Consider the following 24,411-nt stretch of genomic DNA (forward strand, 5'->3'; position numbering starts at 1 on the left):
CTTGAATGTTGAACTCATTTGACTAATCGTTTCAATTCGTTTTCGTTAACCTGCACGGGGTATTTTTCCCGAAGTGTAGCCAAAAACTGTTTCTCTAATTGTGCCTGATACTCGTTGATGACCGCTCCTCGTGCTTCGGCAAAGGTCTTGGGCCGGGCGGGTTCGATGCGGGTAATTTGCACCTGCGCCACTCGGTTGTTTACCGTCTTCGTCTGCGTACCCACCTGCCACGCCACCGCGTCGACGTAGGGGTTCTGCCCTTTGGCAAACAGGCCCTCGGTCAGCACCAGGGCGTCGGTAGCCGTGCCGCTGATGACCCGCGCTACGTCGAGCTTGTCGGTCGAGGCGTAGGTGAACGTGACGCGTCGGGCCGACTGCGTTGCGTTGGCTCCGGTTAGTGCTGGGCGGAAGGCCCGCAGGTCTTTTTCAGTGATCCGCGATAGCGTTATGCCGTTGGTCGTTAGGTATTTAACTACGTTGCGGATGCGGCTGGCCGACGCGCTGTCTGCTTCCGTGACCTCATGCGAACCGGTCACTTCTAATACATAAGCCGGGTTTTTGACCATCGCTACCAGCACGTCGAACAGTTGGTCACGGGCGGCGCTGGTCAGCATGGTTTGGTTGCGCTCGTAACGTAGTTCGGGTGCCGACCGGCGCAGGGCGTAGGGAGCAGGGCCTGACAACCGGCTCTGAAGCTGGTCGATGAGGGCTTTATCCTGCGCCACGGCAATGGTTGCGGCCACACGTTCGGGGTAGTTATAGTTAGCGCGGTGGGCTTCGTAATAGGCTTTTTGCCCTACCGAATCGGCCATTGATCGCTCCCACACCTGCTCTTCCATCACCTGCGAGAGCAACACACCGTCACGCACTTCGGCCAGCAGGTTACGGAAATCGGGGTATTTGCGCTCCAGATTGGCTTCTTCGGTGGCCAGCAACTGGTCGCCCACAAAGCGGGTATACAGCTTTTCCAGCACGGCAGCGGGGGCCACGGCGGGCGCACCATCGCGGCGGGGTGTTTGCTTCTGCCGGGCATAAGCCAGAAACGCGCTGATGGGCACGGTCTTGCCGTCGATAGTCAGCAGGGGTTGGCCTGATGCGTCGGTGATGGCGGGTTTCCATTTGCCCTGCAACAACGACGAGTCGGCGGTGGCGAGCACGGACTGTTTCACGCTGGCGTATTCGGTGATGGGGTATTCGCGGCTGAGGCGGGTCAGAGTAGCCTGCCGCAGCACCTCGGCGCGGGTGTCGGTCACTACCTTTTGCCGCAGGGCCGGGGCCAGTTCAGCAAACGACTCCATCGGTTTCCGCTCAATGAGTTTCAGAATATGCCAGCCGTAGTTGGTTTGCACCGGCGGACTGATGCTGCCCGGCGTGGGGAGGGCAAAAGCGGCGGCTTCCAGGGCGGGCACTACCTGCCCAGTGGCGAAGGGTGGCAACTTACCACCCGCGTTTTTGCTCTGCACGTCGTCGGAATAGGCGCGGCAAACGGCTTCGAACGGCTCACCCGCCTGCAATTTGGCGTAAGCCTCGTCTATTTTGGTTTTGGCTTCAATGGGGGCGTTGGGCGTGGCCGAGGGCGATACCCGCACCAGAATATGCGCCACCTGCACCTTCCCGCGCGAGGGTCGGCGGTCGTTGACGCGCAGCACGTGGTAGCCAAACTTCGAGCGGATGGGCATGGAAATGGTGCCCACGGGTGTGGTGTAGGCCGCCGTTTCAACGGGATAGACCATCTGGAACGCCGTGAACCAGCCCAGCGTGCCGCCATTCTGCCGGGCGGTGGGATCAGCCGAAAACTGGTCGGCGAGGGTGTTGAAGGCTTCTCCTTTCAAGAGTCGGTTGCGCAACTCGATAGCCTGCCCGTACGCCTTCAGCGTGTCGGCGGGAAGGGCTTCTTCGGCCAGAGCGATGAGAATGTGCGAGGCGTTGACTTCCTGCTGCATCCGTTGGTAGGCTTCGTTGGCCAGCTGCTCCACCAGCCCTTTGTCAGTCAGGTAAGGTTGGGCAAGCTGCTTGCGGTAGGTGGCCATTTCTTCGCGGAAGGCCTCTGTGGTGTCGCGCCCGGCCTGTTCGGCGGCCAGCACCTTCAGTTTCAGGTTGGTATACAGCTCCAGGTACCCGCGCATGTCGGTACGCTGCGTGGTGTCAGACGAGAGCTGATTTTTGGTAAATGAATCGAAAAACTCGTCGCTGGTAATGGTCCGGTTCTGGCCCAGCGTAAGCACCACCGGCTTGGGGGCGGGCACTACCGGCGCGGGAGGCGTCACGGCCACGGGTTTCGCCGACTGGCAACCCGACAGCAGGGTCAGAAAAAGCCCGGCGGCGGCAAGCTGAGGGCCAAATGGGGAGTAGTTTCGGGGAGAAATCAACGAGAGAGGAATGGGCATTTTCTGGCGCATATCGCTACAAAACAAACAGCCCGACAGGCGTTTAGATTCCGGTAGGTTACTCATCAAAGGTAGTCATTATTGGCCAGAAGGCCCCATTTTAAGGGTTTTTAACGCCACATCGTAGGTCAGTTCGTAGTCGAACGAGTCGCGCAGGTGCTGTCCGGTAAAGCGGGCCGGTATGTGCAGTTGCTGCTTGCCCGACTTGCGCCAGGCGGCATCGTCAATGGTCACGCTGCTTTGGCCCAGCACGTCGTCATCGTCGAGCTGATTGGCGAACTGCAAACCCAGCCCCGCCGCTGCCAGCCCCGCCGAGACGTATTTCAGGGGCGTGAGCACTTCGGTAGCCGTCAGCAAAATGCCCGCTGGCACCGCCACGATGTTGTTCAACTTCTGAATCTGCATCACCAGCGTACTGGCCGTTTTGTAATCGTCTACTTCCACCAGCACCACCGAGGCCACAATTTTGCCCCCGCGTGGCATGGGTAATCGCACCGGAATGGCCTGCGCCAAATTGGCCGACTGCCCCTTTTTCAGCGTCTCCACACCCCAGCCGCCGTTGATGACCCCAACGGCCTTGTTTTGGTTGTCATAGCTCACCAATGAATAGGCCAGCATGACCTCGTCGCGGCGACTAATGGTTTCTTCGAGGTTATTAGCCCGCAGGCTGCGGGGCGTCAGTTCAGCCGTCAGTGATTTCGGCGCGGCGCAAGATGTGAAGAGCAGGAGAGAACTGATAAAGAAAGGATGACGCATGAACCAAGTACGGATTCAGAACCCCATTTGTTGTACGTGGATAGACAAAACCACGTCTGTGAACTGGGCCTATGCAACGAAGTTTGTTTACTGCCGGTGTTTACATGATACTGGGAGAACAATGCAGGCCGCTAAGTAACTAATGCAGTAACTCATATGGCAGCTACAATATAAATTGAGTTACTTTCCGTTGACTGTACAGTATAAATCCGTCTCAGGTTAACTTGTCATGAAAACTTCTGTCCTTCACCTATTGCTTTTGCTTTGCATTGGTCAAGCGGTAGCTCAACAAAGTATAAAGTCAGCTGCTGATTTTGATAAAGTGGTAGCAACTGCCCGCGAACAACACAAACCCATTTTCTTAGACTTCTACACAACGTGGTGTGCGCCTTGTAAACAAATGGACAAGCTAGTTTTTAGCCGCCCTGATGTTCAGCAAGTAGTAACTCAGCAATTCGTCAGTGCCAGAATTGACGCAGGTAGTTCATTCGGGTTATTATTGAAACAAAATTTCAATGTAGAGGCCTATCCAACGCTTTTATATCTGGATGACTATCAGGTGCCGCTCTATACGCAGGTAGGTAGCTTAGATGCAAAATCGTTTATCGATTTATCAAGGAAAGTAGTCGGATTATTTAGTGAAAATAAACCTGTTTCCTATTATGAACAGCTTTATGAAAAAGGCGAACGAGGTGATGCATTCATGAAACGGTACTTGCAAAAAATGATCGATGCTAACTTGGACGTTAAACTAAGCGATCAGCTAGGGAAATACCTTGCCAAACAGCCTGCCGATTCCTTGTATACGCCCGATAATTTTCAGTTTGTCTTGTCCTACGTGGCTGATTGCAATAATCCTTATTTTCATGTATTGGAGCAACGCCATACTCGAAAATTGCCGTTTGCTACGGTCATAAAGGCAGATCGGAGCTATAACAAAGCAATCAAAAACTGCCTCAGCCAGGCAATACGAAATAAAGACAATACTATGTTCAAAAGAATAGAAGATGTTGAGTTAAGCGATTCAACAAACATGTCGCCAGACGTAACGCTTCTACGTCTGCGGCTCAATTATTATAAAGAAACAGATCAAGATTCTTTGTACATACACTGGATGAACTACTATATGGATAAATGGGCCGGGTCGAAAGATGATAGTCTGATTAACGTTGCACAAAAAGCTTATCACAGACTGTTTCAGAAAGAAAAACGTACTGCTGCCGATGAAGCGGAGTTTATCAGGAAATGGATGCGCGGCGATAAGGAAACAATGGCGATTAATCTGAATGATAATGCTTTTGTTATTTATGAAAAAAATGGTTCGGTATATCAATTGAAGAAGGCGCTTCAATGGAGTCGAAAGTCAACAGAGTTACTACCCGAAGCTGCTCATTTTGATACGTATGCTCATTTACTTTACAAGCTTGATCAGAAAGAAGAAGCGGTGAAGCAGCAGAAAAAGGCCATTGATGTAGCTCGTCAGGCTAATGAAGATAGTAAGCGGTACGAAGCTGAATATAATAAAATGGTTCTGGGGCAACTTTGATGTTCGATTTTAACCAACCTTAAGCAGAAAGGTATTCAGTCAAAAAAGGCAATTTTAGTGCCTCACCCTCCCGTGGCGAAGCCTTCGAAGACGGTCATGCCGCCATCGATGAAGGTGCTGGTACCGGGCCCCGGTGATGTAGTTTATATCAATCTGGCGAACTATTGGAGGGTCGAGGCACGCAGATGGGGATTACTTTCCCTCACTGTAAGCACCAATAAGCCGCTGAAAGGCCAGAATTGTATTGCCCAGGTTAGGGTTGCTGGCCCGTAGAATGAGCGAGGTAAGGAAAACGGACCCGTCAGTATCGGCTAAACGACTGTCTATTTTCACAAAGTTGAGTTGACCATACTGCTCAAACCAACCACTAAATTTTCGTTGTCGCGCAGCTCCCCGACTGTCCGACGATTCGCAGATATAAACCACTACGCGCTCGTGAACACGCATGAACTGCTCGAAAACGGCAGCTATCGTTGGTGGAATTCGTGGGTCTATTGCAGGAGGTTTTCCGCCGGGATTACTAATGAGCGCAATCACCATTTCATAAACGTGCGGCTCAAGCAGTGGTTCATCTGGAAACAGATAGCCACTTGGCTTGAACCGCACTTCGTAGGCTATGTCCTGATCGGTTGTGAAGTAAAACAAATTCGATTCATTGCCGGACGAATCGATTTCATAGCTCACTAGCCGCTTGTCTTTTAGCTGCATTTTTCCGGCGGAGTTCGGCGACAATGGCCTGTTTAGCAGGGTCATTTTTGAACTCCTCGACCATTTTCTTTTGCTCAGCGCGCTTATTAGCCAACATCGTGCGCAGAAAAGTGAGACCACGTTCACTAACCGGCATTTCTTTTTCGGTAGGTGTCATCGCTTTGTCTGGTTTGTGTTCTCCCAAACCTACAAAAAATGGGCCGTTTTAGTGCCTCACCCTCCCGTGGCGAAGCCTTCGAAGACGGTCATGCCGCCGTCGATGAAGATGCTGGCGCCGGTGATGTAGTCGGCATCGTCAGAGGCGAGGAAGACGGCGAGGTTGCCGATATCTTCGGGTTGGCCAATGCGGTTGTAGGGCACCAGCGTCATCAGTGAATTATAGGCCTGCGGGGTGCTCCAGGCGGCGGTGTTGATAGGTGTCTGAATAGCACCGGGGCAAATGCTGTTGACCCGGATTTTGCGGTCACCGTATTCCTGCGCCATCGACTGCATTAGCATCTTAATCGCCCCCTTGGTGGATGCGTAGTTGGCGTGGCCCGCCCAGGGAATCAACTCATGCACCGAACTCATGCAGATAATTTTGCCCGTCGCCTTCGATACCTCCGGGCGGGGGCCACGGCGCAAAAACTCGCGGATAGCTTCGCGGGCGCACAAAAATTGCCCCGTCAGGTTCACGTCGATCACCAGTTGCCACTGCGCCAGGGTCATCTCGTCGAACTTGGCGTCGCGTTGCAGGCCCGCGTTGTTTACTAGTATATCAATCGTGCCGAAGTGGTCAATGGCCTGTCTGAACATGGCCTGCACCTGATCTTCTTTAGATACGTCGGCCATCAGGGCCAGGGCGTCAACGCCGTAGCCTTTAATTTCGGCCACGATGGCCTCGGCATCTTCGGGCTTCGAGACGTAATTGATGATCACGTTGGCCCCGGCCTGACCAAGTGATTTGGCCACCCCGGCCCCAATGCCTGAGTTGGCTCCTGTAATTAGGGCGGTTTGTCCCGAAAGTTTTTTGTCTGCCATAAGTTGCGGTTGACGTTGTGTGGTTTGCTCTCCTAATTACTACCAAAGGCACTGTTTGGTTAATCGGCGCTACCGATTTAATAGCTTCTTAAACTTTCGGGCGGGGGGCGGGTTCAATTCCAAACGAACCAACTAAAACCATGATTGAACGCCCCGAATCAGGACAGTCGCCCAGCGACGAAGACCCTAAACCCGGCACTTTCCTGAAAGAAGTAAACGAAGACACCGACGTAGATGCCGATGAGGTAAAAGACAAGTCAGACGGCATGCAGGAAACGGATTACCTCGGCAGAAGCAATCTTCGCAACCGAGATAAAGAGTCGGAAGAAGATAAGGCGTAGGGCGGGTGTACGGGCTGCCTACAGCGTTGGCCGAACCGTTTTAATGATGGCAAGCACTTCAGCCTGCACCTCTACATCGAACGCTACATTCAATGACTCTTTCAACTGCCCTTTTTCCGATAAGTAGAGCAGGCCCAGCGATTTGGGGGCTACGGAGTAATAGAAAATCCCGAGGGTCTGGCTTCCCTGCATCAGTGTAATCGATTTGTCGAGGGTTTGGCCGTTGTAGGTTACTGACGTGGATGCGCCCCCAAAAAGTGGGTTGCCATATTCATTGCAGGTAAGCGGGCCGCAGAAGCTATAGCTGAAAGCAGCCCGTTTGTCTATGCGGTTTTTTCCAAAGCTCAACCCCTCGAACCCAACGGCGCCTTCGCCTTCGTAGCCGCTCGGAAACTTGATGGTGTAGGCCGTGTTGAGTTTAATCGCTGGCCAATTTGTCGGGTCGGTAGAGATGGTAACCGTGTTGCCGGGCGTAGGGGTTGGTTGAACCGTGTCCTTACTGCGGCAAGTCACTAAAAACCCAACAAACAGGAGTATAACGAGCTGACGCATGGTAATTTGCTCTTTTCAATAAAACGAACAGACAAACGTTTCCGTGTAAAGATAAATCGCTGGCAGCGACTGTGGCTGTTACATCGCGGCTGTTTATCAGAAGGTACATAGCCAGCGCACTAATCCCTGTTGGGCTTACTTTTCTTCTTCCGCACCACCAGTTCCCGGTACCCAAACGTGGGGTCGGGTTCGCGGCTGAAAACAACGTCCGGCAGTATTCCCACTACAATCTCGGCGGTGGTGTAGACCTTGCAACCAACCATCAGGTGGCCACCGAGGGTGCGCCCGGTAGAGTCGGAGACCGATAGATGAACATGACTACCGCTAGCGGCAAGTGTGCCCACCAGCGAGACAATCTCGAAGTGACCCTGGTAGTGCGTTGGCCCATCCTGGTTAGCCAGCCGCAGCGACACATCGGTTAAGCTACCCACACAGGTAAGCAGCGTACCGGCCGCAATGTGCTGATTTTGAACCAGTTCATCCAACGCCAACTTTAGATCCTGCCCCGGTTTCAGGCGAAAAGACAGGGTAGTCATGGCCGACGGTTGGGCCGAAACGGTGGGCTGGGCGGTGGTGGTTTCCATAGTGGCGACGAGCAGATAGAGCGTAAACAATAAAATAGCGGGCATAGCGGTTAATGTGATGTGTGATTGAACCGAGGTATGCGAAAATACACCCTCCCAGCCATTCTTGCCGCTTTCCTGCTTACGGGAAGCACCGCCCTAACGCCCCAATCGGGCGAAACCATAACGACGGTTGCCGCAGTGGCAGCCAACCCAACGCGTTTTGACGTCATAGACACCTATGCCCGAAACGCGCCGGAAGCTTATGCAAAAAGTCTGCAAAGCCTTAGTGAGTACCTAACCTCGCCTGCCCGCACCGACCTGGCCAAAGCCCGCTCGATCTACGCCTGGATCACGTCGCACGTGCGCTACGACATGAGTACCTACACGGGTGCGTCCTACGCGTCGGAGATAGCCTATGCCAACCGGGCGTTGCAAAGCCGCCGTACGGTATGCACTGGTTTTGCGCTGTTGTTCAAGCAGTTGCTGACCCGGGCGGGGGTAGAGGCCATCACCGTAAAAGGCTTTTCTCGCTATGCCGATTCGCAGGCGGGCCTGCCTACGGGGGGCATTGACCACGAGTGGAATGCTGTGCGTTTGGATGGTGACTGGTATCTCTTCGACCTTACGTGGGCCTGTACGACCGCGCAGAAGGGAAGGCCAAACGATTTCTATTTCATGACCGATCCGCAGGCGTTTATTGCGCAACACCTGCCGCTCCAAAGCCGCTGGCAACTGCTGGACCGACCCGTGAGCAAACCCGATTTTGACCGGTTTCCGAAGTATTACGATGCCTACTTCACCTTAGGTTTCACTCCTTATTTTCCTAAACAGGGGTTGCTCCGCGCTTATGACGGTGTCACGTTGAATCTGACCAACGAGGAAAACGTTGAGTTTTGGTGTTCGGCTGGCCCACGTGGTTCGGGTTCTTCGTCAGCGGTGCCCATCAGAATTACCCGCCGCGACGATCAGTATCAGTTGCAGGTAAAGCTGCCTGCCAGGGGACCACAAACGTTATATGTGTTTGCTAAGCCCAAAGCCAACTCCCGCGAATCCTACAAACAGTACGCTGCTATTGCTTCATTTACGGTGCAGTAAAAAAGTGGTGAGTGGTAAACGATGAGTGGTGAGTTTGCTTCCGCTAGAGTAGATACGCTGGCGGAAGCAAACTCACCACTCATCGTTTACCATTTACCGTTCTGTTACAAACGAAAAAGGCCCAGATCGTGAGATCTGGGCCTTTTTCGTTTGTAACAGCCGCTTACTTATTCACTTCGTCGATGCCGAAGCTCATGTCGCGGCGACCGCTGTTACCACCCCGGCGCGATTTCCGTGGGGCTGGCGGCGTAACCATCTTCTGATACTGCTCGGCGTTCAGCGGCTTCAGGTCGGTGATCGAGTACGTGTTATCGCTGATCACGGTATTGAAGCTACCTACGCTACGCTCTGGCTGACCATTGCAGGGTAGTTGCGTTACGCTGAACACAGCACGGAAGTACTGTACCTGCGGACGAACGCGACGGCCTTTGAACCGGATGGCTTTGCCACTTTCGATCTGCGACTTCTCCTGTTGCAGTGTGCGGGCCAGATCGCCTGGCAGCTCACGAATGTTCAGGATCAGTGCTGTCGTGTCGAACTCGAATGGCTGGGTAGCCAGGCGACGATTCAGCGTACGGTAGCGCAGACGGGTGGTAGTATCGCCTACCGACGTAACCTGACCGTTGCAATAGCAGATATTAGCTATCTCACGCGTGTATGGGTTGCGGTAGTATACCTCCAGGCGCTCTAGGCGATGACGGAATTCGCAGGGAGGATTTGGCGGAGGCGTACCTGTTTTCAGGCTACCCAATACGGCGAAACTCGTCGTAGCTACTTCGCTCATGCAATCACCGCACTTGGCTGTTTGGTGGTTATGCACCGTTATATAGTAGAAACCGCGCGTTGGCTTGCCATTCTGCAAATACTGCGTGGGGAACGCCAGCGTGGTGTCCTTCGTATCGACCACCTGCGCAATGATCTGATCTCCCGCCTGCTGCGTACCAACACTGTCAGGGCGGAAGTACAAACGAGCCGTAAACGTTTCGTTCTTGGGGTTGATCGTCGTTGAGCGCCAGCTAATAGTTGGTGCCGACACGTTGTCTGGAATACTATCAGATGCCAGAGTAAGACCGTTGAGGGGTGTATTCCGGAAGCTAACTGCCAACTTGGGAATCGAATCGCAGGTGGGGCAGAACGTTGGCGCTTTCGGGATCAGGCGCTTCTGGATGAAGGTTCTGCGCACCCCCAGACCAGCCGAGAAACCACCATGCTTGCGAGTAAACTCGAACAGGTTGTTGGGCAGGTTAGTCTGGCCACCGTCGATAATCAGATAGTTTAGGTCTGTGTAATAGCCCTGTACTTGAGGACCTAGCAGCCAACTGTTACCAATAGGGAAGAAAACCCCCACCGATGCGTTAGCGCCGAAGTGCAACAGGCGGTTGCTGGGTTCCACAATCCGAACAATCTGTTCAGCGCTGGTACCCGCACTCGGTACTGAGGCACCGTTAAACGCCGACTCGGTCCGGTAGAGACCGCCACGGGCAGCTGCTTCAATAAACGTTGCCGTACGGAACGGGTTTTTCCGGCGACCAATTTCCCACGACAAAATTGGACCCACCGTTAGGAAGAAATCTTCTTGGGGCTTGTTTCTGAGTGTCACCCGGTCGCTTGAAATACCGCGTGTGTTGGCAATAGCCAGAAAGTCGGTTTTCCAGTCGTCGCGGGTGTAAAAATTCTGATAGCCCAGCGCGGCACTCAGACCTAGTTTAAACTTCTTCTCTGGCTTGGTAAAGAAGTAGTCGGCACTGAAGGTGGTGTTGATACCCGTACCATTATAGAGCGAATTGTCGCGTTTGGTTGGCCCAAAAGTATTGGCCCATGAACCGCAATAGGCAAACGCTGGGCCAGCGTAGAAACCCAGCCGCCAGGGTGAAATTCGCCGTGCCAAGGCGAATGTCTGCAACGTAGTGTCGCAGTCTTCCAACTCGGTGACGTTGGGGTATTGGCTCTTGAAACTGGCCCGTTGAACAGTGTCGCCAAAGTTTCCTTTACCAAGGTTGAAAATGCGTTCACGGGGGGCATAGCGATCCGGCGCCTGGTTTCGGCGTAACGTGTCGCCCTGCTGTGCATGGGTGGCCGTCGTACCCGCATAGAGGAACGTGAGGCCCGCCATGAGTCGGATAAGTCTGTGCATACGTACAGTTATTTTTGATTCGTTGGCAAAATACAACTTCACTAACTTAAATCAAGAGACGCTCCTATAAAGAATTTAGGCAACGGTCCAGGTATTAAGTCGCTTCTAACCAGTCCCCACTGCCATAAAGGGCTGGTTATCGGCTTGGTAACACTGTCTTGCTGAACACTAAAAAATGAAGCAGTCAACGCGGGCAAAAGTAGCTCAGAATTGTACAGAAACGTTTTTTAATCCATACTTCTGGACAAAATCGCTTTTATGGTCAGAAAAGCAGGCGGCAAATGTGTTACATTAAACCGGCTATTTTCCTGGTAGTCAAGATTGAAGAAGCCGTTGCTTAACAAAAGTCACGCCAAAGGTGCTGATTGCCCTGCCTTCATGCTGCAAGCTATTTTACACTGACAGTCCTCAATTTGTTAGCTTATCAGAACGAATTAGCTGTTCGCTGGTTAGTATATGTCTGACTATGAGTTGTTTGTGTTTGGCAGACTGCTTGTGGCTGACACGATAACATGGCACAGGTAAGGGTTGTTCTGTCAAACGAACCTGATACCCAACCCCCGTTGTTCTTGTTGTATGTCAACCACTGCTTCGTTTGTTAACGCCCAGAAAATCAAAGCTAAAGCGCTTGAATTAGGCTTTGATTTTTGTGGTATTGCCAAAGCCGACTTTCTGGAAACTGAAGCGCCCCGTCTCGAGAACTGGCTGACACAACATATGCACGGGCAAATGGGCTACATGGCCAATCACTTCGATAAACGGCTGGACCCCCGCCTATTGGTCGATGGTGCCAAATCTGTGGTGTCTGTATTATTAAATTATTTTCCGGGGCATGAAGCAGAAAATCGGCTACCTGAAGGAGAAGTTACTTATAAACTATCGAAGTATGCCTATGGAACTGATTATCATTTTGTATTGAAAGATAAATTAAAAGCACTGCTTGCCTACATCCACACAGAAATTGGTGAGGTAGGCGGGCGGGCGTTTGTCGATTCGGCCCCGGTGATGGACAAAGTGTGGGCAGCAAAAGCGGGAGTAGGCTGGGTAGGTAAGCATAGTAATCTCCTAAACCGGCAGATGGGCAGCTTTTTCTTTATCGGTGAACTGATTCTTGACCTCGAACTGACCCCCGATGGTCCTACCACCGACCACTGCGGAACTTGTACACGGTGCATCGACGCTTGTCCAACCGAGGCTATTGTAGCTCCATACGTAGTTGATGGTAGTCGCTGCATTTCCTACTTCACCATCGAATTGAAAGAAGCGATTCCGCAGGAAGTGAAGGGCAAATTTGAGAACTGGATTTTTGGCTGTGATATCTGCCAGGATGTTTGCCCCTGGAATCGGTTTGCCAAACCTCATCATACACCTGATTTTTCGCTCTCACCCGAACTGGCACAATTTAGCGCTATCGATTGGGAAGAGATTACTGAAGACCTATTCAATAAGGTGTTTCGGCGTTCGCCAGTGAAACGTACCAAACTGGAAGGGTTAAAGAGAAATATAAGCTTCGTGAAAGGTGAGTAGGGGGAAAAGTCGTAGAGTAGTCAAGATATAAGGTATTGATTCAAATGGTTACAGAACGCTGCTCACTAGAGTAAGTCTATGAGAAGTGTATATTCAGAATTCACTAATCTTGTGCATTGATAAACAATAGGACAGCAAACAAAACGTTGTAAGAAACAGTTCGTGTATATCCATACCCAACATCTTTGGTAATCCACACTACATAGATGACTCGAGACCGTTTACAAACCGAAAACAGGTTGATTGATGCTATTCACGAATTACTAACAGAAGAAGGCATAAGCCAGATTAAAATAAACCGGGTAGCACAACACGCTAAAGTAAATAAAATACTGATATACAGGTATTTTGGTGGCATAGAAGGGCTGCTTAACGCTTATTACAAAAAGTATAAACCTGTAATAGATACCCCCCCTATTGATATAGAGCGTCTCAAAGGTGCCCCGCTTGATGAGTTTTTTCAGGCCTGTTGCGAGTACGTAATAACAGAATTCAGGCAGCTACGAAACAATCCACAGGCCCAAAGCTTTTTGAAAAACGACCTGATGGCCTATCAACCAGGTGTTGTAAGCCCGTTTGCAGACCAGAAATCGACTCAGTTTCTTGCCATGATCGATGAATTGAGTGAGTTAATCCAGAGCGAGAATGGCCGGGCTTTCTCGGCTATCATTGTGAGTGGCATGACGCTACTCACGTTCATGGCACAGGATAAGCGTACCGTGTTTGGTGTTGACCTGAGCACTGAAGAAGGATGGGCCAATATTGAGAGTGCACTTCAGCGCATTTACCAGGCGCTGGCCGAGGTAAACAAAGCGCGCATTGGTAACACCCTGCCCATACCTCCCTTATCAACTTCTGGCCAGGAGTCTTCGTAGCGTATTGCCTACTTCCCAGACATCCTCAAACGACGTATAGAGGGGTGCGGGGGCTAGTCGTACGCAGTCGGGTTCGCGCCAGTCGCCTATGATGCCAGCCTGCGTGAGCTGGTCAAATATGGTTTTGCCCTGCTCGGGAATGAGTAGCGAGAGTTGACAACCACGCAGGTTTGGGTCCTCGGGTGTGATGATGCGAATAATATCGCCGAGTAAAAAATAGAGATAGCCAGTCAATAATTCACTTTTTTGGCGCAGGGCAGGCATACCCGCTTCGGCCGTGATCTGCACTGCCGTATCGTGAACGGCCATGGCCAACACGGTGGGGGTGCTCACCTGCCAGCCATCTGCGCCGGGCATAGGCACGAAGCCTTTGGTCATGGCAAACCGCTGTGACTGGTCATATCCCCACCAGCCTGCCAGCCGGGGCAGCATAGCTGCACTGGCATGATGCCGTTCGTGGACAAAAATACCCGACACGCCCCCCGGTCCGGCATTAAGGTATTTATAGGAACACCAATAGGCAAAATCAACCTGCCAGTGGTGCAGTTGCAGCACTACGTTGCCCACACCATGAGCCAGATCGAACCCTACCAGCGCCCCCGCATCGTGCGCTGCCTGAGCAACAGCCGCCATGTCGAACACCTGGCCGGTATAATAATGCACACCGCTGAAAAGAACAAGTGCCAGTGAATCAGCGTGTTGTGCTATGGACCGAAGCAGATCTGCCATCTGCCAGGTTTCGTGGCCGGGCCGAGGATATACCTCAATCAGCACGTCGTCGGGGTTGAGGCTACGGGCGCGGATGTGTGTTTCAAAGGCATACATATCTGAGGGGAAATCGCCGCCGATGGTCAGGATCCTGGTACGCTTGCCGACCGGGCGGTAGAACGACGTCAACAACAGGTGCATGTTGACGGTCAGGTTGTTCATGGCGCAGACCTCTGTTTCCAAGGCACCCACAATATGCGCCAGGGCGGGTTTGCTGCGCTCGTGGATCGTGAGCCAGGGTTTGTTGCGCACTACTTCATCCTCATCAAACCAACCTTCGACAGCCAGATTTTGCCAGACAGACAACTCATGGTCTAGGGCAGCCCGGACTGCTTTGGGCTGTAGTCCCAGCGAGTTTCCGCAGAAGTAACGGAGCGGCTGCCCATTGCGCTGAGGTATATAAAAACGGTCTCGAAAGGAGCGGAGCGGGTCTTTTTGGTCAAGCTGACGGGCAAAGTCAAGTTCGTTGATGAAGTTCATGGGCGAAAGTTAGCGCAGAATTTACGGAGGACTGTGTAATTTGGGCGTCGTATAATCTCACCCGTAACTAAGATGTATAAAGCGCTTGCCCTCCAATTAACCTGCCAAACCGTTAATGCTGCCACCAACCGCGATGAAGCCGAAGCCATGATGCTGGCCACCATCGACCGGATTGACAAACAAATAGAAGCCTCCATCGCCTACGCCGGGCGCGACACACTACTGGTGGTGGTTCCCGAATATTTTCTGACGGGTTTTCCGGTAGGAGAGAGCTTGATCGAATGGCGTGAAAAAGCGGCTATCGAGATCGACGGGCGCATTTATGAGGCACTGGGTGCCATGGCGCAGAAGCATAAAATTTATTTCTCCGGCAACGCCTTCGAGCTAGACCCGCACCTGACCGAACTGTATTTCCAGACTAGTTTCATCATTGGCCCCGGTGGCGACGTGATCTTGCGCTATCGGCGGCTGAATGCCCTTAACACACCCACTCCCCACGATGTTTGGGCCTATTACCTGGAGGCCTACGGCTACGAAGCCATTTTTCCGGTGGTGAAAACCAACATTGGCAACCTGGCCTGTATTGCTTCTGAAGAGATACTCTTTCCTGAAGTGGCGCGCTGCCTGGCCATGCGTGGTGCCGAAATTTTTCTGCACTCATCGTCCGAAATTGGTTCGCCGCTGATGACTCAGAAAAACGTGGGCAAGCTGGCGCGGGCCATTGAAAACATGGGATACCTGGTGTCGGCCAATTCGGCGGGGGTGTCGGGCACAGCGCTGCCACTTGGTACTATCGACGCGGGATCTAAAATTGTGGATTATCGGGGTCTGGTACTTGCCGAGGCCGGTTATGGCGAAAGTATGGTTGCCAATGCCGACATCGATCTGGCTGCTTTACGCCAGTACCGCCAACGACCCGGCCCGGCTAACCTGCTCTCGCGTCAGCGCTTTGAACTCTATGCCGAGAGCTACGCCCAGTATAGCTACTACCCTCCCAACACCCTGTTGGCCGAATCGCCCGACCGCGCCATCTTCGCCAGAAACCAACAAGACGTAATCAGGAGGCTATTTGAAAAATAGTCATTAGTCATTCAGTAGTCATTCGCTTCGCTGTCAGTCAATGGTCATTTATTGCCTTTACAACGAATGACCATCGACTGACAGCGAAGCGAATGACTACTGAATGACTAATGACTATTTCATCACCATCAACAACTCGGCGATCATCATGGCGGTAGCGCCCCAGACGCGGTGGCCGTCGATGGCGTAATAGGGAGCGTCGACAGTGATGCCGCGCACCTCAATCTGGCTGTCGCCTACAATGGTGTCATCGAGCAGGGTATCGAGATTGACTTCTACAACAGCGTCGACTTCGCGGGGGTCGGGGTAAAAATCGGGTCGGCCCGGCAGCATACCTACTACCGGCTGCACGAAGAAATTGCTGGGGGGAATAAACAGCTCAGATAGTTGCCCCAGCACCGTTACATCCTGCACACGAATGCCGATTTCTTCCTGCGCTTCTCGGAGAGCCGTCTGGGTCAGGTCGCGGTCGGTGCGCTCCATTCGCCCACCAGGAAACGCCATTTGTCCGGCATGAACACCGTCGTACTGAGGCCGTAGAATCAGGGGCAGGTAGATCGAATCCTGGTAGGGGTAGAAAAGAATGAGCACGGCACTGCGCCGGGTGCGCTCATTGGGGCGAATGCCCAGTTTAGTCCGTGCCGTTGATGCCATTGTCTGATGCGCCGCCTCGCCCGGCAGGGGTTGCTGTAAACGGTGCCTCAGGTGGTTGGTCAGGTCGGAAAACGGCTTGGGTAGCATTGGTCAAATGTAAGAATTACTACCGAACCACTAAGGCTACTGCCCGCATTTTCGTCAAAACACTAACAAGAATAACAAGCCAACCGAATAGAGCGACTGCTTTCGAAAATATATTTTCAGAAATAATTGAAAATTAGAAAACTACTGATACATTTGAGCCATGGAATTCGCAGACGCAAGAGACAAGTTTATTCAAACCTGGGGCACACTGGCCACGCAGTGGGGCATCAACCGGACGATGGCGCAGATTCATGCCCTGCTGATGATATCGCCCGAGTCGATGGACACTGATGGCATCATGGCCGGGCTTCAGATTTCACGGGGCAATGCCAACATGAACCTGCGCGATTTGATGGATTGGGGACTGGTATTTAAGCAACTGAAAACAGGGGAGCGCCGCGAGTTTTTTTACGCCGAAAAAGACATCTGGAAGGTAGCCAGGCAGGTTGTGAAGGAACGGCGCCGTCGTGAGATAGCACCAGTGCTGACTGTTTTAGACGAACTGAAAACGGTTAAAACGGATTCGCTGGAAGCCGCCGAATTTGCCAAAGTAATTGGCAACATCAGCCGGGTAGCCAACTTCGCTGATACTACGGCAAGCGCGGTGCTGAAAGCCGAAGAAAACTGGCTGGTGAACCAATTCTTCAGTGTCTTTGCCTAGCTGTCGGGGTAGGCAGGTGTAGCACAGGCCACAAACGGGTAGCTCTCTTAAGTGAAGAAACTTTCAATTATTTCTGAAAAATACAAACAAACATCAACGTAAGCCATGAATAAGGTCTTGATTTACGATGCCGACTGTCCACTTTGCCGGGCCTATACCAAAGGGCTGGTGATGACCGGTGCGCTCCCTGCCGCCATGCGCGTGTCTAGCAGTGCCGTGACGGATCAACGCGTGATCGACCAACTGGACCCGGTGCGTCGGCGGCACGAAATACCCCTGCTAGACCTGGAAACGGGCGAAACACACTACGGCGTGGATGCCGTCCTGACGGTGTTGGGCACGGCGTGGCCCCGGTTCGTATGCTTTGTGCGTGATACGGCCCTGTTCGAGATTGGCAGACAGTTCTACGCCTTTATTTCGTATAACCGCCGCGTGATGTTTCCCGTAGCCCCCGAACGCTGGCATGTGATGGATCTCGACCCCGACCTGCACGTGGGCTACCGCATGGTGTTCTTGGTGTTGCTCTACGCCGCCCTCGCCATGGGGCATCTGGGGGCCGTTGGCCACATGGCGCCGCTGGCTGTTGCTGCGTTGGCTGGGCAGTTAGGGCTGGCTCTAGTCTATATCAGGCGCCATTCAGGCAACCGCCTCACCGCCAATGTGCTCGATTACGTTGGCCACCTCGGCGTGAGCATTCTGGCGGGCGGTGTCTTCAAAGCCGCAGGCGTATTGCTTGACTTGCCCATGCTGCTACTACTTGGCAATGCGGTTATGATCTGGCAATTAGCCGTTCGCCAGCGCGTGATGCAACTGCCTGATTATGTTCTTATTCCGTTCATAATTTTTACCTGCCTGAATCATTAATTCAGTGTAATCAGGTACCTACAAAAAAAGCGCAGCAAGGATTGTTGCGCTTTTTTTGTAAGTACCTGAAAGCCTACGTGTTGGTGTTACTGCTGCCGCCGCCGAAGAGCTTGGAAACAAGCCAGATGACCAGAGCGATACCCACGATCACAAACATGGCACCTGTCCAGGCACCGGCTTTGAAGATGTCGCCGATGGCGGCGCAGCTGCTCATCGAGAGCAACAGGAAGAACATGAGCGAAAAAAGAACGTAGCGTTGTGCTGGCGTTTTCATGGTGTTGAGTGATTTTAGTAATGAATCTCAGATCAAACACGCTGCCAGTCAGGTTGTTGCTTTTTTCGAGCTAACGCGCCTAATTCAATCCTGACCGACCAGTTCTGACTTGCTTACAACGGTTTTTGCGGACTGATATAGTGAGTCTGTAGGTGCAGTTGGCTTGGCCGAACGGTTGAGTCGATACGATATCCAGCCCACACCTACGATGGTGGCGATGATAGTCAGTACGCCCAAGATTACTTCGGCTACGGGTGCTTCGCGGAAAAGCGTTAGACCGGCAACAAAAAGCAGGGCGGCCAGAAAGGCGGCTGAATATAGCAAGTGGCGGGTGAGCGTCTTCATTGGTTAGGTTGTGTTTCTGTCCGGCTACTATCATCGTTAGAACGCAGGCGGACCCTAAAAAATGACCATGATGCGCGGCTGACTGCCAACTTTAATAGCATTTAAATAGGTCGCCAGAAGCTGCATTCGGCATTTTGCCCTAAACTGGCAATGATCCTTTTGAGGTAACGGCGGGCGTATCCGGGCGGGGGGGCTTATCTTTGGGTCTCGCCAACGTTGCTCTCTTTTGATCGCGCACCAGCCCACTGTCAGTTCGCCTCGCCCCAGCCTCTACACGCTGCCATTCTGGTTGTTGTGTATCAGTAATTTCCTGTTTTCGGCCAGTTTTTCGATGATGATTCCCGAACTGCCCGACTACCTCACCAGTCTGGGCGGGCGCGAGTATCTGGGTTGGGTTATTGCCCTGTTTACCCTCACGGCGGGGCTATCGAGACCCTTCAGCGGCAAAGTAACCGACACCGTGGGCCGTGTACCGGTAATGGCCTTTGGCTCCGTTGTTTGTTTCTTTTGTGGACTACTCTACCCATTTCTGATCACCGTGGCAGGCTTTCTGACCCTACGCCTCGTCCACGGTTTTTCTACCGGCACCAAACCCACGGCTACCTCAGCCTATGTTGCCGACGTGGTAGCGTCCGACCGACGGGGCGAAGCTATGGGCGCGCTGGGTCTGTTTACGGCCACGGGCATGTCGCTGGGACCGGTCATTGGCTCGTTTCTGGTCAACAACGCTTCTATGAACACCATGTTCTATACGTCGTCGGTGTTTGCGTTGCTGTCTATTGGTATTCTTATGCGCCTTCCCGAAACGCTGGCACACCGGCAACCGTTTCGATTTGGTCTGCTTCGCCTTCAAAAAGACGAATGGTTTGATTGGGGGGTGCGGTGGCCGTTTTTGGTGCAGCTACTGGCTTCATTTGCTTCTGGTGCTGTTATCACACTGGCTCCGGCGCTGAGTCAGTCGGTGGGGGTGGCCAACAAAGGTTGGTTCTTTGCCGTCTATACGCTGGCCTCGCTGCTGGTACGGCTTTTCTTCTCAAAATCGTCAGATCGGCATGGGCGCGTGCCGGTGTTGATTGGGGCCAACGTGATCTTGGTGGTGTCGCTGGTGATGCTGTCTATGACCACAACCATTGCGCTGTTTTATGCCTCAGCCATGCTTTATGGTATTGCCTGGGGTATGAACTCGCCCACGGTACAGGCCTGGACGGTCGACCTCAGCGACGAAGCCACGCGGGGGCAGGCCGTGGCAACCACCTACATTGCGCTCGAAGCAGGCATTGGCATTGGTGCCCTGGCGGCCGGCTGGTTCTACACGCACATGCCGAATAGTGCCCTACAAGCTACCTTCGGCCTGTCGGCGGCCCTGTCGGCTGTGGGCGTCTTGTTCTTGTTTTGGGTGCAAACCAGAAAAACGTTGGACGTTGGACCTTAGACACTGGATCTACCTCGCCGAAAAAGTTCAACATCTATAATCCAACATCCAACGTCCCCATTCATGATTCGCATATTTCAGCAGGACGAGACGTCAGTACGAAAAATTCGCGATATCGACTCGTTTCAGGATACTGAACGCACGCTATGGGTGGATCTACAGAATCCCACGCCCGACGAGATCCGGAGCGTAGAGGAAAAATTCGACATCAGCTTTCAGACGCAGCAGGAGCAGGCCGAGATTGAAAGTAGCTCACGCTTTATTGAGGAAGATGAAATTCTGGTAGCCAACTCCAATTTTATGGTGCCCGACCGGCAGCAGCAGTACCGCACGGTGCCGGTTAACTTCCTGCTCAAAGACGACGTGCTGTTCACTTACCGCAACGCCGATCTGCGCTCGTTTGCCGATATGGTGAAGAAGATTAAATCGAAACGGACGGTCTTCAGCGACGGGGCGCAGATCCTGATTTCCATTTTCGAATCGCGCATTGATTACGATGCCGATATTCTCGAGGGCCTGTCGTCGGCGGTGAAGGCGATTAATAAGCAGATGGACCTCGATGCCAAACTGGAGCGGCAAATGCTTCTGCAAATAAATGACTATCAAGAGCTTACAATGTCCATTCGGGAAAATGTGGTGGACAAACAACGCGTAATTTCGGCCATGATCCGGTCCGACGGTTGGTTCACTACCGAAGAGCAGCAGCGGTTGCGTACGCTCATCAAAGACATCAACTCATTAGTAGATCACACGAATTTCGTGTTCGAACGGCTGGAGTTTTTACAGAATACGTTTCTGGGCCTGGTGAACCTGGAGCAGAATAACATCATCAAGATATTCACTGTACTCTCGCTGGTGCTGCTGCCGCCCACGCTCATTGCCAGCGTATACGGTATGAACTTCCCCAATATGCCGGAAGTAAACTGGCGCTATGGTTACGCCTTCGCCATTGCCCTTATGATACTCTCTTCTGGCGCTACCTACTACTTCTTCAAGAAGAAAAACTGGCTTTAAACGTAGTGGTAAGTGGTGAACGGTAAACGGTGAGTGGCTGACGCAACATTAAAAACGCGTCAGCCACTCACCGTTTACCGTTCACCACTTACCACTACCTGCTATCCTCGCTCGTCGCTTAAGTACTTGCGAAGCATCCATGCCATTTTTTCGTGGGCTTCCATCAAGCCGGTCAGGAAGTCGGCGGTACCGGCGTCCTTCAGGTCGTCGGCGCAGGTGTCTACGTCGTCGCGGAGTTCGCGGATCACCTGCTCATGGTCGGCCAGGAGGCGTTTGAACATTTCCTGCGTTTTGATGTGGCCATCATGGTCTTCCTGTAAGCTTGAGGTCGACAAAAAGTCTTTCATCGTGGCAATGGGGCGGCCACCCAGTTGCCGAATGCGTTCGGCTACCTGGTCGATTTCTTCTTCCAGTGCTTCATACTGCTCCTGGAAGAATTCGTGGTATTCTTTGAAACTTGGACCCGCCACGTCCCAGTGAAACTTGCGGGTTTTAATGTAGAGCACATGAAGGTCGGCCAGAAAGCCGTTCAGCAAATCGTTGTCTTGTTGGAGGACATCCTTGTCAAGGCCAATGTTGGGTTGCATGATAGAGTTGAGTATGTTGTTAAAAAATGGACCCGTTAACCGAGTTAGTCCACTAGTTAACTGGAAGGGGCGAAAAGAGTTTTGCCAGTCTTTTGCTGCGGCTCAACGTAAAAGTCCTCTGCTTACAGCACACCGGAAGACCGTGAGCTGTAAGCAGAGGACTAGTTACTGGAGACAGTGGTTGTTAGCGGAAATTCAGATATACTTCAACGCCGTAATAGCGAGGGCGGCTCCAGGCAATCTGGTTGCCAAATTCATACTCCCACCCATGCTGGATATACAGTTTGTTAGTCAGGTTTTTGCCCCAGAGTGCAACACTCCATTTACCGTTGGCTGGCACAAGGGCCAGGCGTCCGTTCACGATGCTGGCTGGTACACGGGCAAGTATCTCCGAATTCGAGATGTCGTTATAGGCCTTGCCTGTGTGGTTTATGTTCAAACCTACAAACACTCGATACCTGTCATTCAGGGGTATGTTGTATTCGGGGGCGACTGAAAACGTCCAATCGGGGGCCTTCAGCAGGCGGTTACCCGCGTAATTGACGGGGTTGCCATTGTCGTCGGTACCGAAGGGAAAGTCAATGAATTTCAGGTTCAGATAGCCTGCCGATAGGTCGAGCCGAAACCGCTTAAGCATGGCCGAAAACTCAACTTCGGCCCCGTAGCCCCGCGTCAGGGGAGCGTTGGCTACCCGCACCCGCGTACCCTGGTCGAGCAGTTCTTGCTTGTCTTTGTAGTCGGTGTAAAAGACGGCACCATTTATCTGTACGCGCTCGGTGGGTTTGGCTTTCACCCCAATTTCGTAGTTGTTTACGTATTCGGGCCGAAATACCAGCCCCCCACTTTCGCTGTCTTTGATCGGGGTCGTGTTGAAGCCTGCGCCTTTAAAGCCCCGTACAAACTTGGCATATCCCATCAGGTTCGATGTAAACCGGTAGTCCAGACCCACATCGTAGGATAGGGCCAAATTGGTGGTTTGGCGCGTTTCAGGGTTGGCCTTGGAGCCTATGTTGGTAGCGTATAGGTTGATGATGTTGAAGGGCTTGCCATTCAGGAACTGATTCCGTATCCGCTGATAATAGGCTAGTTCACGGGTTTCGGTGGTGAGTCGCAATCCGCCGCTCATCCGTAGCTTAGGCGTCAGTTCAAAGGTGCCAGATACAAACCCGGCGGTACTCTGCGACTGGATGACCGCGTTGGAGGTGTATCCCTCGCTCGTAAACTTGCTGGCGTTGGCAATAGGCGTACCCAGCAACCGGGCAGCAACGGGCACGAAGTCCTTATTGAGCGTGAAGGTATCGGTGACGCTGATGCGTTCGTTGAGGTAATACAGCCCCGCCACGTAGGCAAATTTCTGGTCGCGGGGCGAGTTGATACGCAACTCCTGACTGAACGTACGCAGACCCTGAGAACGGCCCCAGCGCGAGGCGTCGGCAGACGATATGTCATTGTCGCTGAAGTAGCTATCTGATGAGCTGTTCAGTGCCGAGATAGCTGTGAGCGTATTTCGCCCTAGTTTAACTTCCAGCTTGCCCATGGCCCCGTATTGGTCGCGGGTGAATTCGGCTGGTGCGTTCTGGTTGGTTGTCAGGCCTTCGTCTGCTCGAACGCCCACCGGGTTATAATCGGGCTTGCTGGTATACACAAAGGTGTTTTCAGCTTTGCCATCGCGCCCGTAGTTACCCCGTAGTGTCAGCGATACCCGATCACTGGGGGTGAAGAGCAGCGAACCGCGCAACCCGAAAAAGGCCGTTTTGTTGAGCGCTTCAATGGCTGGCGTACGGTCGGTAACATAGCCATCGCGTAGACTAAGGGCACCCGTCATTCGGAAGGCCAACTTGTCTTTGATGAGTTGTTGGTTGAGTTTAGCCCTGATCTGCCGGAAGTTGTAGTTGCCATAATTCAGTTCAATCTGTGCGTTGTTGTTCATATCTGGCTTTTCAGAGATGATATGAATAACCCCGCCAATGGTGTTCTTGCCAAACAGCGTTCCCTGTGGGCCGCGCAACACTTCCACGCGGTCAATGTCCATCAGGGTCTGGTTAAAGGCAAAACTGCGTGAGAAGTACACATCGTCGATGTACAGGGCCACGGTCGACTCGAACCCCACGTTGTCGAATACAGTCGATAGCCCCCGAATCGAAAATGACACCTGCGAATTCAGCCAGGAGTCGGTGATGAGGTTCGGCGTGTTGTTCAGGGCTTCCATGGTGTTGTAGATGCTGCGCCGCTCGAGGTCGCGCCGCCCCACCACCGAGGCTGCTACGGGTACTTTCTGGAGGTATTCGTCCTGCCGGTTGGCAGCTACCAATACATCAGCCAGTTGGGTGTCATTGCTGAGCAGATCGAAGTTCTGCTCAATGGGTTTGCCTGTTGGCAGCAGTAGTACCTCTACATCACGAAAACCCACAAAGCGGGCCACTATGGTTACGGGTTCGGTGAGTACAAGCCGGTAACGACCTGCTCGGTTGGTGATTGTGCCGCGTTTGGTCCCTTTTATTAGTATCGACGCGCCCACGAGGGGGTCGCCGTTGGACGCCCGCAATACGCGCCCGGTCAACACAGTCTGTTGCTTTTGGGCCAGCACTGGGCTGACGCACCACCACCATAAAGCCAGCCAACACGCTGGCCAGAAACGTATACTTTTTTTCATGCAAC

24 protein-coding genes are annotated in these 24,411 nt (G+C 52.7%); 10 read left to right on the plus strand and 14 right to left on the minus strand.

The features are described from left to right. Positions 1-14 precede the first annotated feature (14 nt). Together J2I48_RS05260 and J2I48_RS05265 are read right to left on the minus strand one after the other, a co-directional pair. Entirely contained in the window at positions 15-2,453 is a 2,439-nt protein-coding gene (locus J2I48_RS05260) for a peptidylprolyl isomerase (protein WP_229375821.1), read from the minus strand. Positions 2,454-2,465: 12 nt separating this feature from the next. After that, positions 2,466-3,143, minus strand: a complete 678-nt coding sequence (locus J2I48_RS05265) for a hypothetical protein (RefSeq protein ID WP_207334356.1) — start codon at positions 3,141-3,143, stop codon at positions 2,466-2,468. A 229-nt stretch (positions 3,144-3,372) separates the two neighbouring features. Here J2I48_RS05265 and J2I48_RS05270 point away from each other — a divergent pair, with 229 nt between their 5' ends. Continuing rightward, on the plus strand, positions 3,373-4,689 hold the full coding sequence (locus J2I48_RS05270; protein WP_207334357.1) for a thioredoxin family protein: 1,317 nt from the start codon (positions 3,373-3,375) through the stop codon (positions 4,687-4,689). Positions 4,690-4,881: 192 nt separating this feature from the next. Here J2I48_RS05270 and J2I48_RS05275 read toward each other — a convergent pair whose 3' ends face one another. Genes J2I48_RS05275 through J2I48_RS05285 form a run of 3 tightly spaced genes read right to left on the minus strand, consistent with a single transcriptional unit; the run spans position 4,882 to position 6,417 of the window. Then, positions 4,882-5,397 carry a DUF6169 family protein gene (locus J2I48_RS05275; protein WP_207334358.1) on the minus strand — a complete coding sequence of 172 codons (516 nt, stop codon included), beginning with the start codon at positions 5,395-5,397 and terminating at the stop codon, positions 4,882-4,884. Then, positions 5,363-5,554, minus strand: coding sequence for a hypothetical protein (locus J2I48_RS05280; RefSeq protein ID WP_207334359.1), 192 nt, complete (start codon positions 5,552-5,554; stop codon positions 5,363-5,365). Before J2I48_RS05280 ends, J2I48_RS05275 begins: the two co-directional genes overlap by 35 nt. 56 nt (positions 5,555-5,610) lie before the next feature. Beyond that, a complete protein-coding gene (locus J2I48_RS05285; RefSeq protein ID WP_207334360.1) occupies positions 5,611-6,417 on the minus strand; it encodes an SDR family oxidoreductase in 807 nt (268 codons plus the stop codon). Positions 6,418-6,557: 140 nt separating this feature from the next. Here J2I48_RS05285 and J2I48_RS05290 point away from each other — a divergent pair, with 140 nt between their 5' ends. Continuing rightward, positions 6,558-6,758 (plus strand): hypothetical protein, encoded by a 201-nt coding sequence (locus J2I48_RS05290; RefSeq protein WP_207334361.1) that lies wholly within the window; start codon positions 6,558-6,560, stop codon positions 6,756-6,758. An 18-nt stretch (positions 6,759-6,776) separates the two neighbouring features. Here J2I48_RS05290 and J2I48_RS05295 read toward each other — a convergent pair whose 3' ends face one another. Next, complete coding sequence (locus J2I48_RS05295; protein WP_207334362.1) at positions 6,777-7,310, minus strand: hypothetical protein; 534 nt, start codon at positions 7,308-7,310, stop codon at positions 6,777-6,779. Between the two features lie 119 nt (positions 7,311-7,429). Beyond that, positions 7,430-7,939 (minus strand): PPC domain-containing DNA-binding protein, encoded by a 510-nt coding sequence (locus tag J2I48_RS05300; RefSeq protein WP_207334363.1) that lies wholly within the window; start codon positions 7,937-7,939, stop codon positions 7,430-7,432. 33 nt (positions 7,940-7,972) lie between these two features. Between J2I48_RS05300 and J2I48_RS05305 the strand changes: the two genes are divergently transcribed. After that, entirely contained in the window at positions 7,973-8,971 is a 999-nt protein-coding gene (locus J2I48_RS05305; protein WP_207334364.1) for a transglutaminase domain-containing protein, read from the plus strand. 163 nt (positions 8,972-9,134) lie between these two features. On the opposite strand, the gene J2I48_RS05310 is transcribed toward J2I48_RS05305, so the two are convergent. After that, entirely contained in the window at positions 9,135-11,105 is a 1,971-nt protein-coding gene (locus tag J2I48_RS05310; protein ID WP_207334365.1) for a hypothetical protein, read from the minus strand. Between the two features lie 576 nt (positions 11,106-11,681). On the opposite strand from J2I48_RS05310, the gene queG reads away from it, so the two are divergent. Together queG and J2I48_RS05320 are read left to right on the plus strand one after the other, a co-directional pair. Continuing rightward, the gene (queG, locus tag J2I48_RS05315; protein WP_207334366.1) at positions 11,682-12,632 is read left to right on the plus strand and encodes a tRNA epoxyqueuosine(34) reductase QueG; all 951 of its coding nucleotides are present in this window, start codon (positions 11,682-11,684) and stop codon (positions 12,630-12,632) included. A gap of 206 nt (positions 12,633-12,838) precedes the next feature. Further along, a complete protein-coding gene (locus J2I48_RS05320) occupies positions 12,839-13,507 on the plus strand; it encodes a TetR/AcrR family transcriptional regulator (RefSeq protein WP_207334367.1) in 669 nt (222 codons plus the stop codon). On the opposite strand, the gene kynU is transcribed toward J2I48_RS05320, so the two are convergent. Then, on the minus strand, positions 13,481-14,755 hold the full coding sequence (gene kynU, locus J2I48_RS05325) for a kynureninase (protein WP_207334368.1): 1,275 nt from the start codon (positions 14,753-14,755) through the stop codon (positions 13,481-13,483). The genes J2I48_RS05320 and kynU overlap by 27 nt on opposite strands. Positions 14,756-14,827: 72 nt before the next feature. Between kynU and J2I48_RS05330 the strand changes: the two genes are divergently transcribed. Beyond that, on the plus strand, positions 14,828-15,835 hold the full coding sequence (locus J2I48_RS05330; RefSeq protein ID WP_207334369.1) for a nitrilase-related carbon-nitrogen hydrolase: 1,008 nt from the start codon (positions 14,828-14,830) through the stop codon (positions 15,833-15,835). 114 nt (positions 15,836-15,949) lie between these two features. On the opposite strand, the gene J2I48_RS05335 is transcribed toward J2I48_RS05330, so the two are convergent. After that, the gene (locus tag J2I48_RS05335) at positions 15,950-16,576 is read right to left on the minus strand and encodes an NUDIX hydrolase (protein ID WP_207334370.1); all 627 of its coding nucleotides are present in this window, start codon (positions 16,574-16,576) and stop codon (positions 15,950-15,952) included. 160 nt (positions 16,577-16,736) lie between these two features. Between J2I48_RS05335 and J2I48_RS05340 the strand changes: the two genes are divergently transcribed. Together J2I48_RS05340 and J2I48_RS05345 are read left to right on the plus strand one after the other, a co-directional pair. Then, complete coding sequence (locus J2I48_RS05340; RefSeq protein WP_207334371.1) at positions 16,737-17,237, plus strand: GbsR/MarR family transcriptional regulator; 501 nt, start codon at positions 16,737-16,739, stop codon at positions 17,235-17,237. 105 nt (positions 17,238-17,342) lie between these two features. Next, positions 17,343-18,101, plus strand: a complete 759-nt coding sequence (locus J2I48_RS05345) for a thiol-disulfide oxidoreductase DCC family protein (RefSeq protein ID WP_207334372.1) — start codon at positions 17,343-17,345, stop codon at positions 18,099-18,101. A gap of 73 nt (positions 18,102-18,174) precedes the next feature. Here J2I48_RS05345 and J2I48_RS05350 read toward each other — a convergent pair whose 3' ends face one another. Both J2I48_RS05350 and J2I48_RS05355 read right to left on the minus strand, forming a co-directional pair. Then, positions 18,175-18,375 (minus strand): hypothetical protein, encoded by a 201-nt coding sequence (locus J2I48_RS05350; RefSeq protein ID WP_207334373.1) that lies wholly within the window; start codon positions 18,373-18,375, stop codon positions 18,175-18,177. An 84-nt stretch (positions 18,376-18,459) separates the two neighbouring features. Further along, positions 18,460-18,720, minus strand: coding sequence for a hypothetical protein (locus J2I48_RS05355; protein ID WP_207334374.1), 261 nt, complete (start codon positions 18,718-18,720; stop codon positions 18,460-18,462). Between the two features lie 226 nt (positions 18,721-18,946). Here J2I48_RS05355 and J2I48_RS05360 point away from each other — a divergent pair, with 226 nt between their 5' ends. Together J2I48_RS05360 and corA are read left to right on the plus strand one after the other, a co-directional pair. Then, entirely contained in the window at positions 18,947-20,152 is a 1,206-nt protein-coding gene (locus tag J2I48_RS05360; RefSeq protein ID WP_207334375.1) for an MFS transporter, read from the plus strand. A 63-nt stretch (positions 20,153-20,215) separates the two neighbouring features. After that, entirely contained in the window at positions 20,216-21,166 is a 951-nt protein-coding gene (corA, locus tag J2I48_RS05365) for a magnesium/cobalt transporter CorA (RefSeq protein ID WP_207334376.1), read from the plus strand. A 101-nt stretch (positions 21,167-21,267) separates the two neighbouring features. Here corA and J2I48_RS05370 read toward each other — a convergent pair whose 3' ends face one another. Next, on the minus strand, positions 21,268-21,753 hold the full coding sequence (locus J2I48_RS05370) for a Dps family protein (RefSeq protein ID WP_207334377.1): 486 nt from the start codon (positions 21,751-21,753) through the stop codon (positions 21,268-21,270). Between the two features lie 184 nt (positions 21,754-21,937). Beyond that, the gene (locus tag J2I48_RS05375; RefSeq protein WP_207334378.1) at positions 21,938-24,406 is read right to left on the minus strand and encodes a TonB-dependent receptor; all 2,469 of its coding nucleotides are present in this window, start codon (positions 24,404-24,406) and stop codon (positions 21,938-21,940) included. Between the last annotated feature and the right edge of the window lie 5 nt (positions 24,407-24,411).

It is taken from the genome of Fibrella aquatilis, from assembly GCF_017353255.1.
Lineage (GTDB): Bacteria > Bacteroidota > Bacteroidia > Cytophagales > Spirosomataceae > Fibrella > Fibrella aquatilis.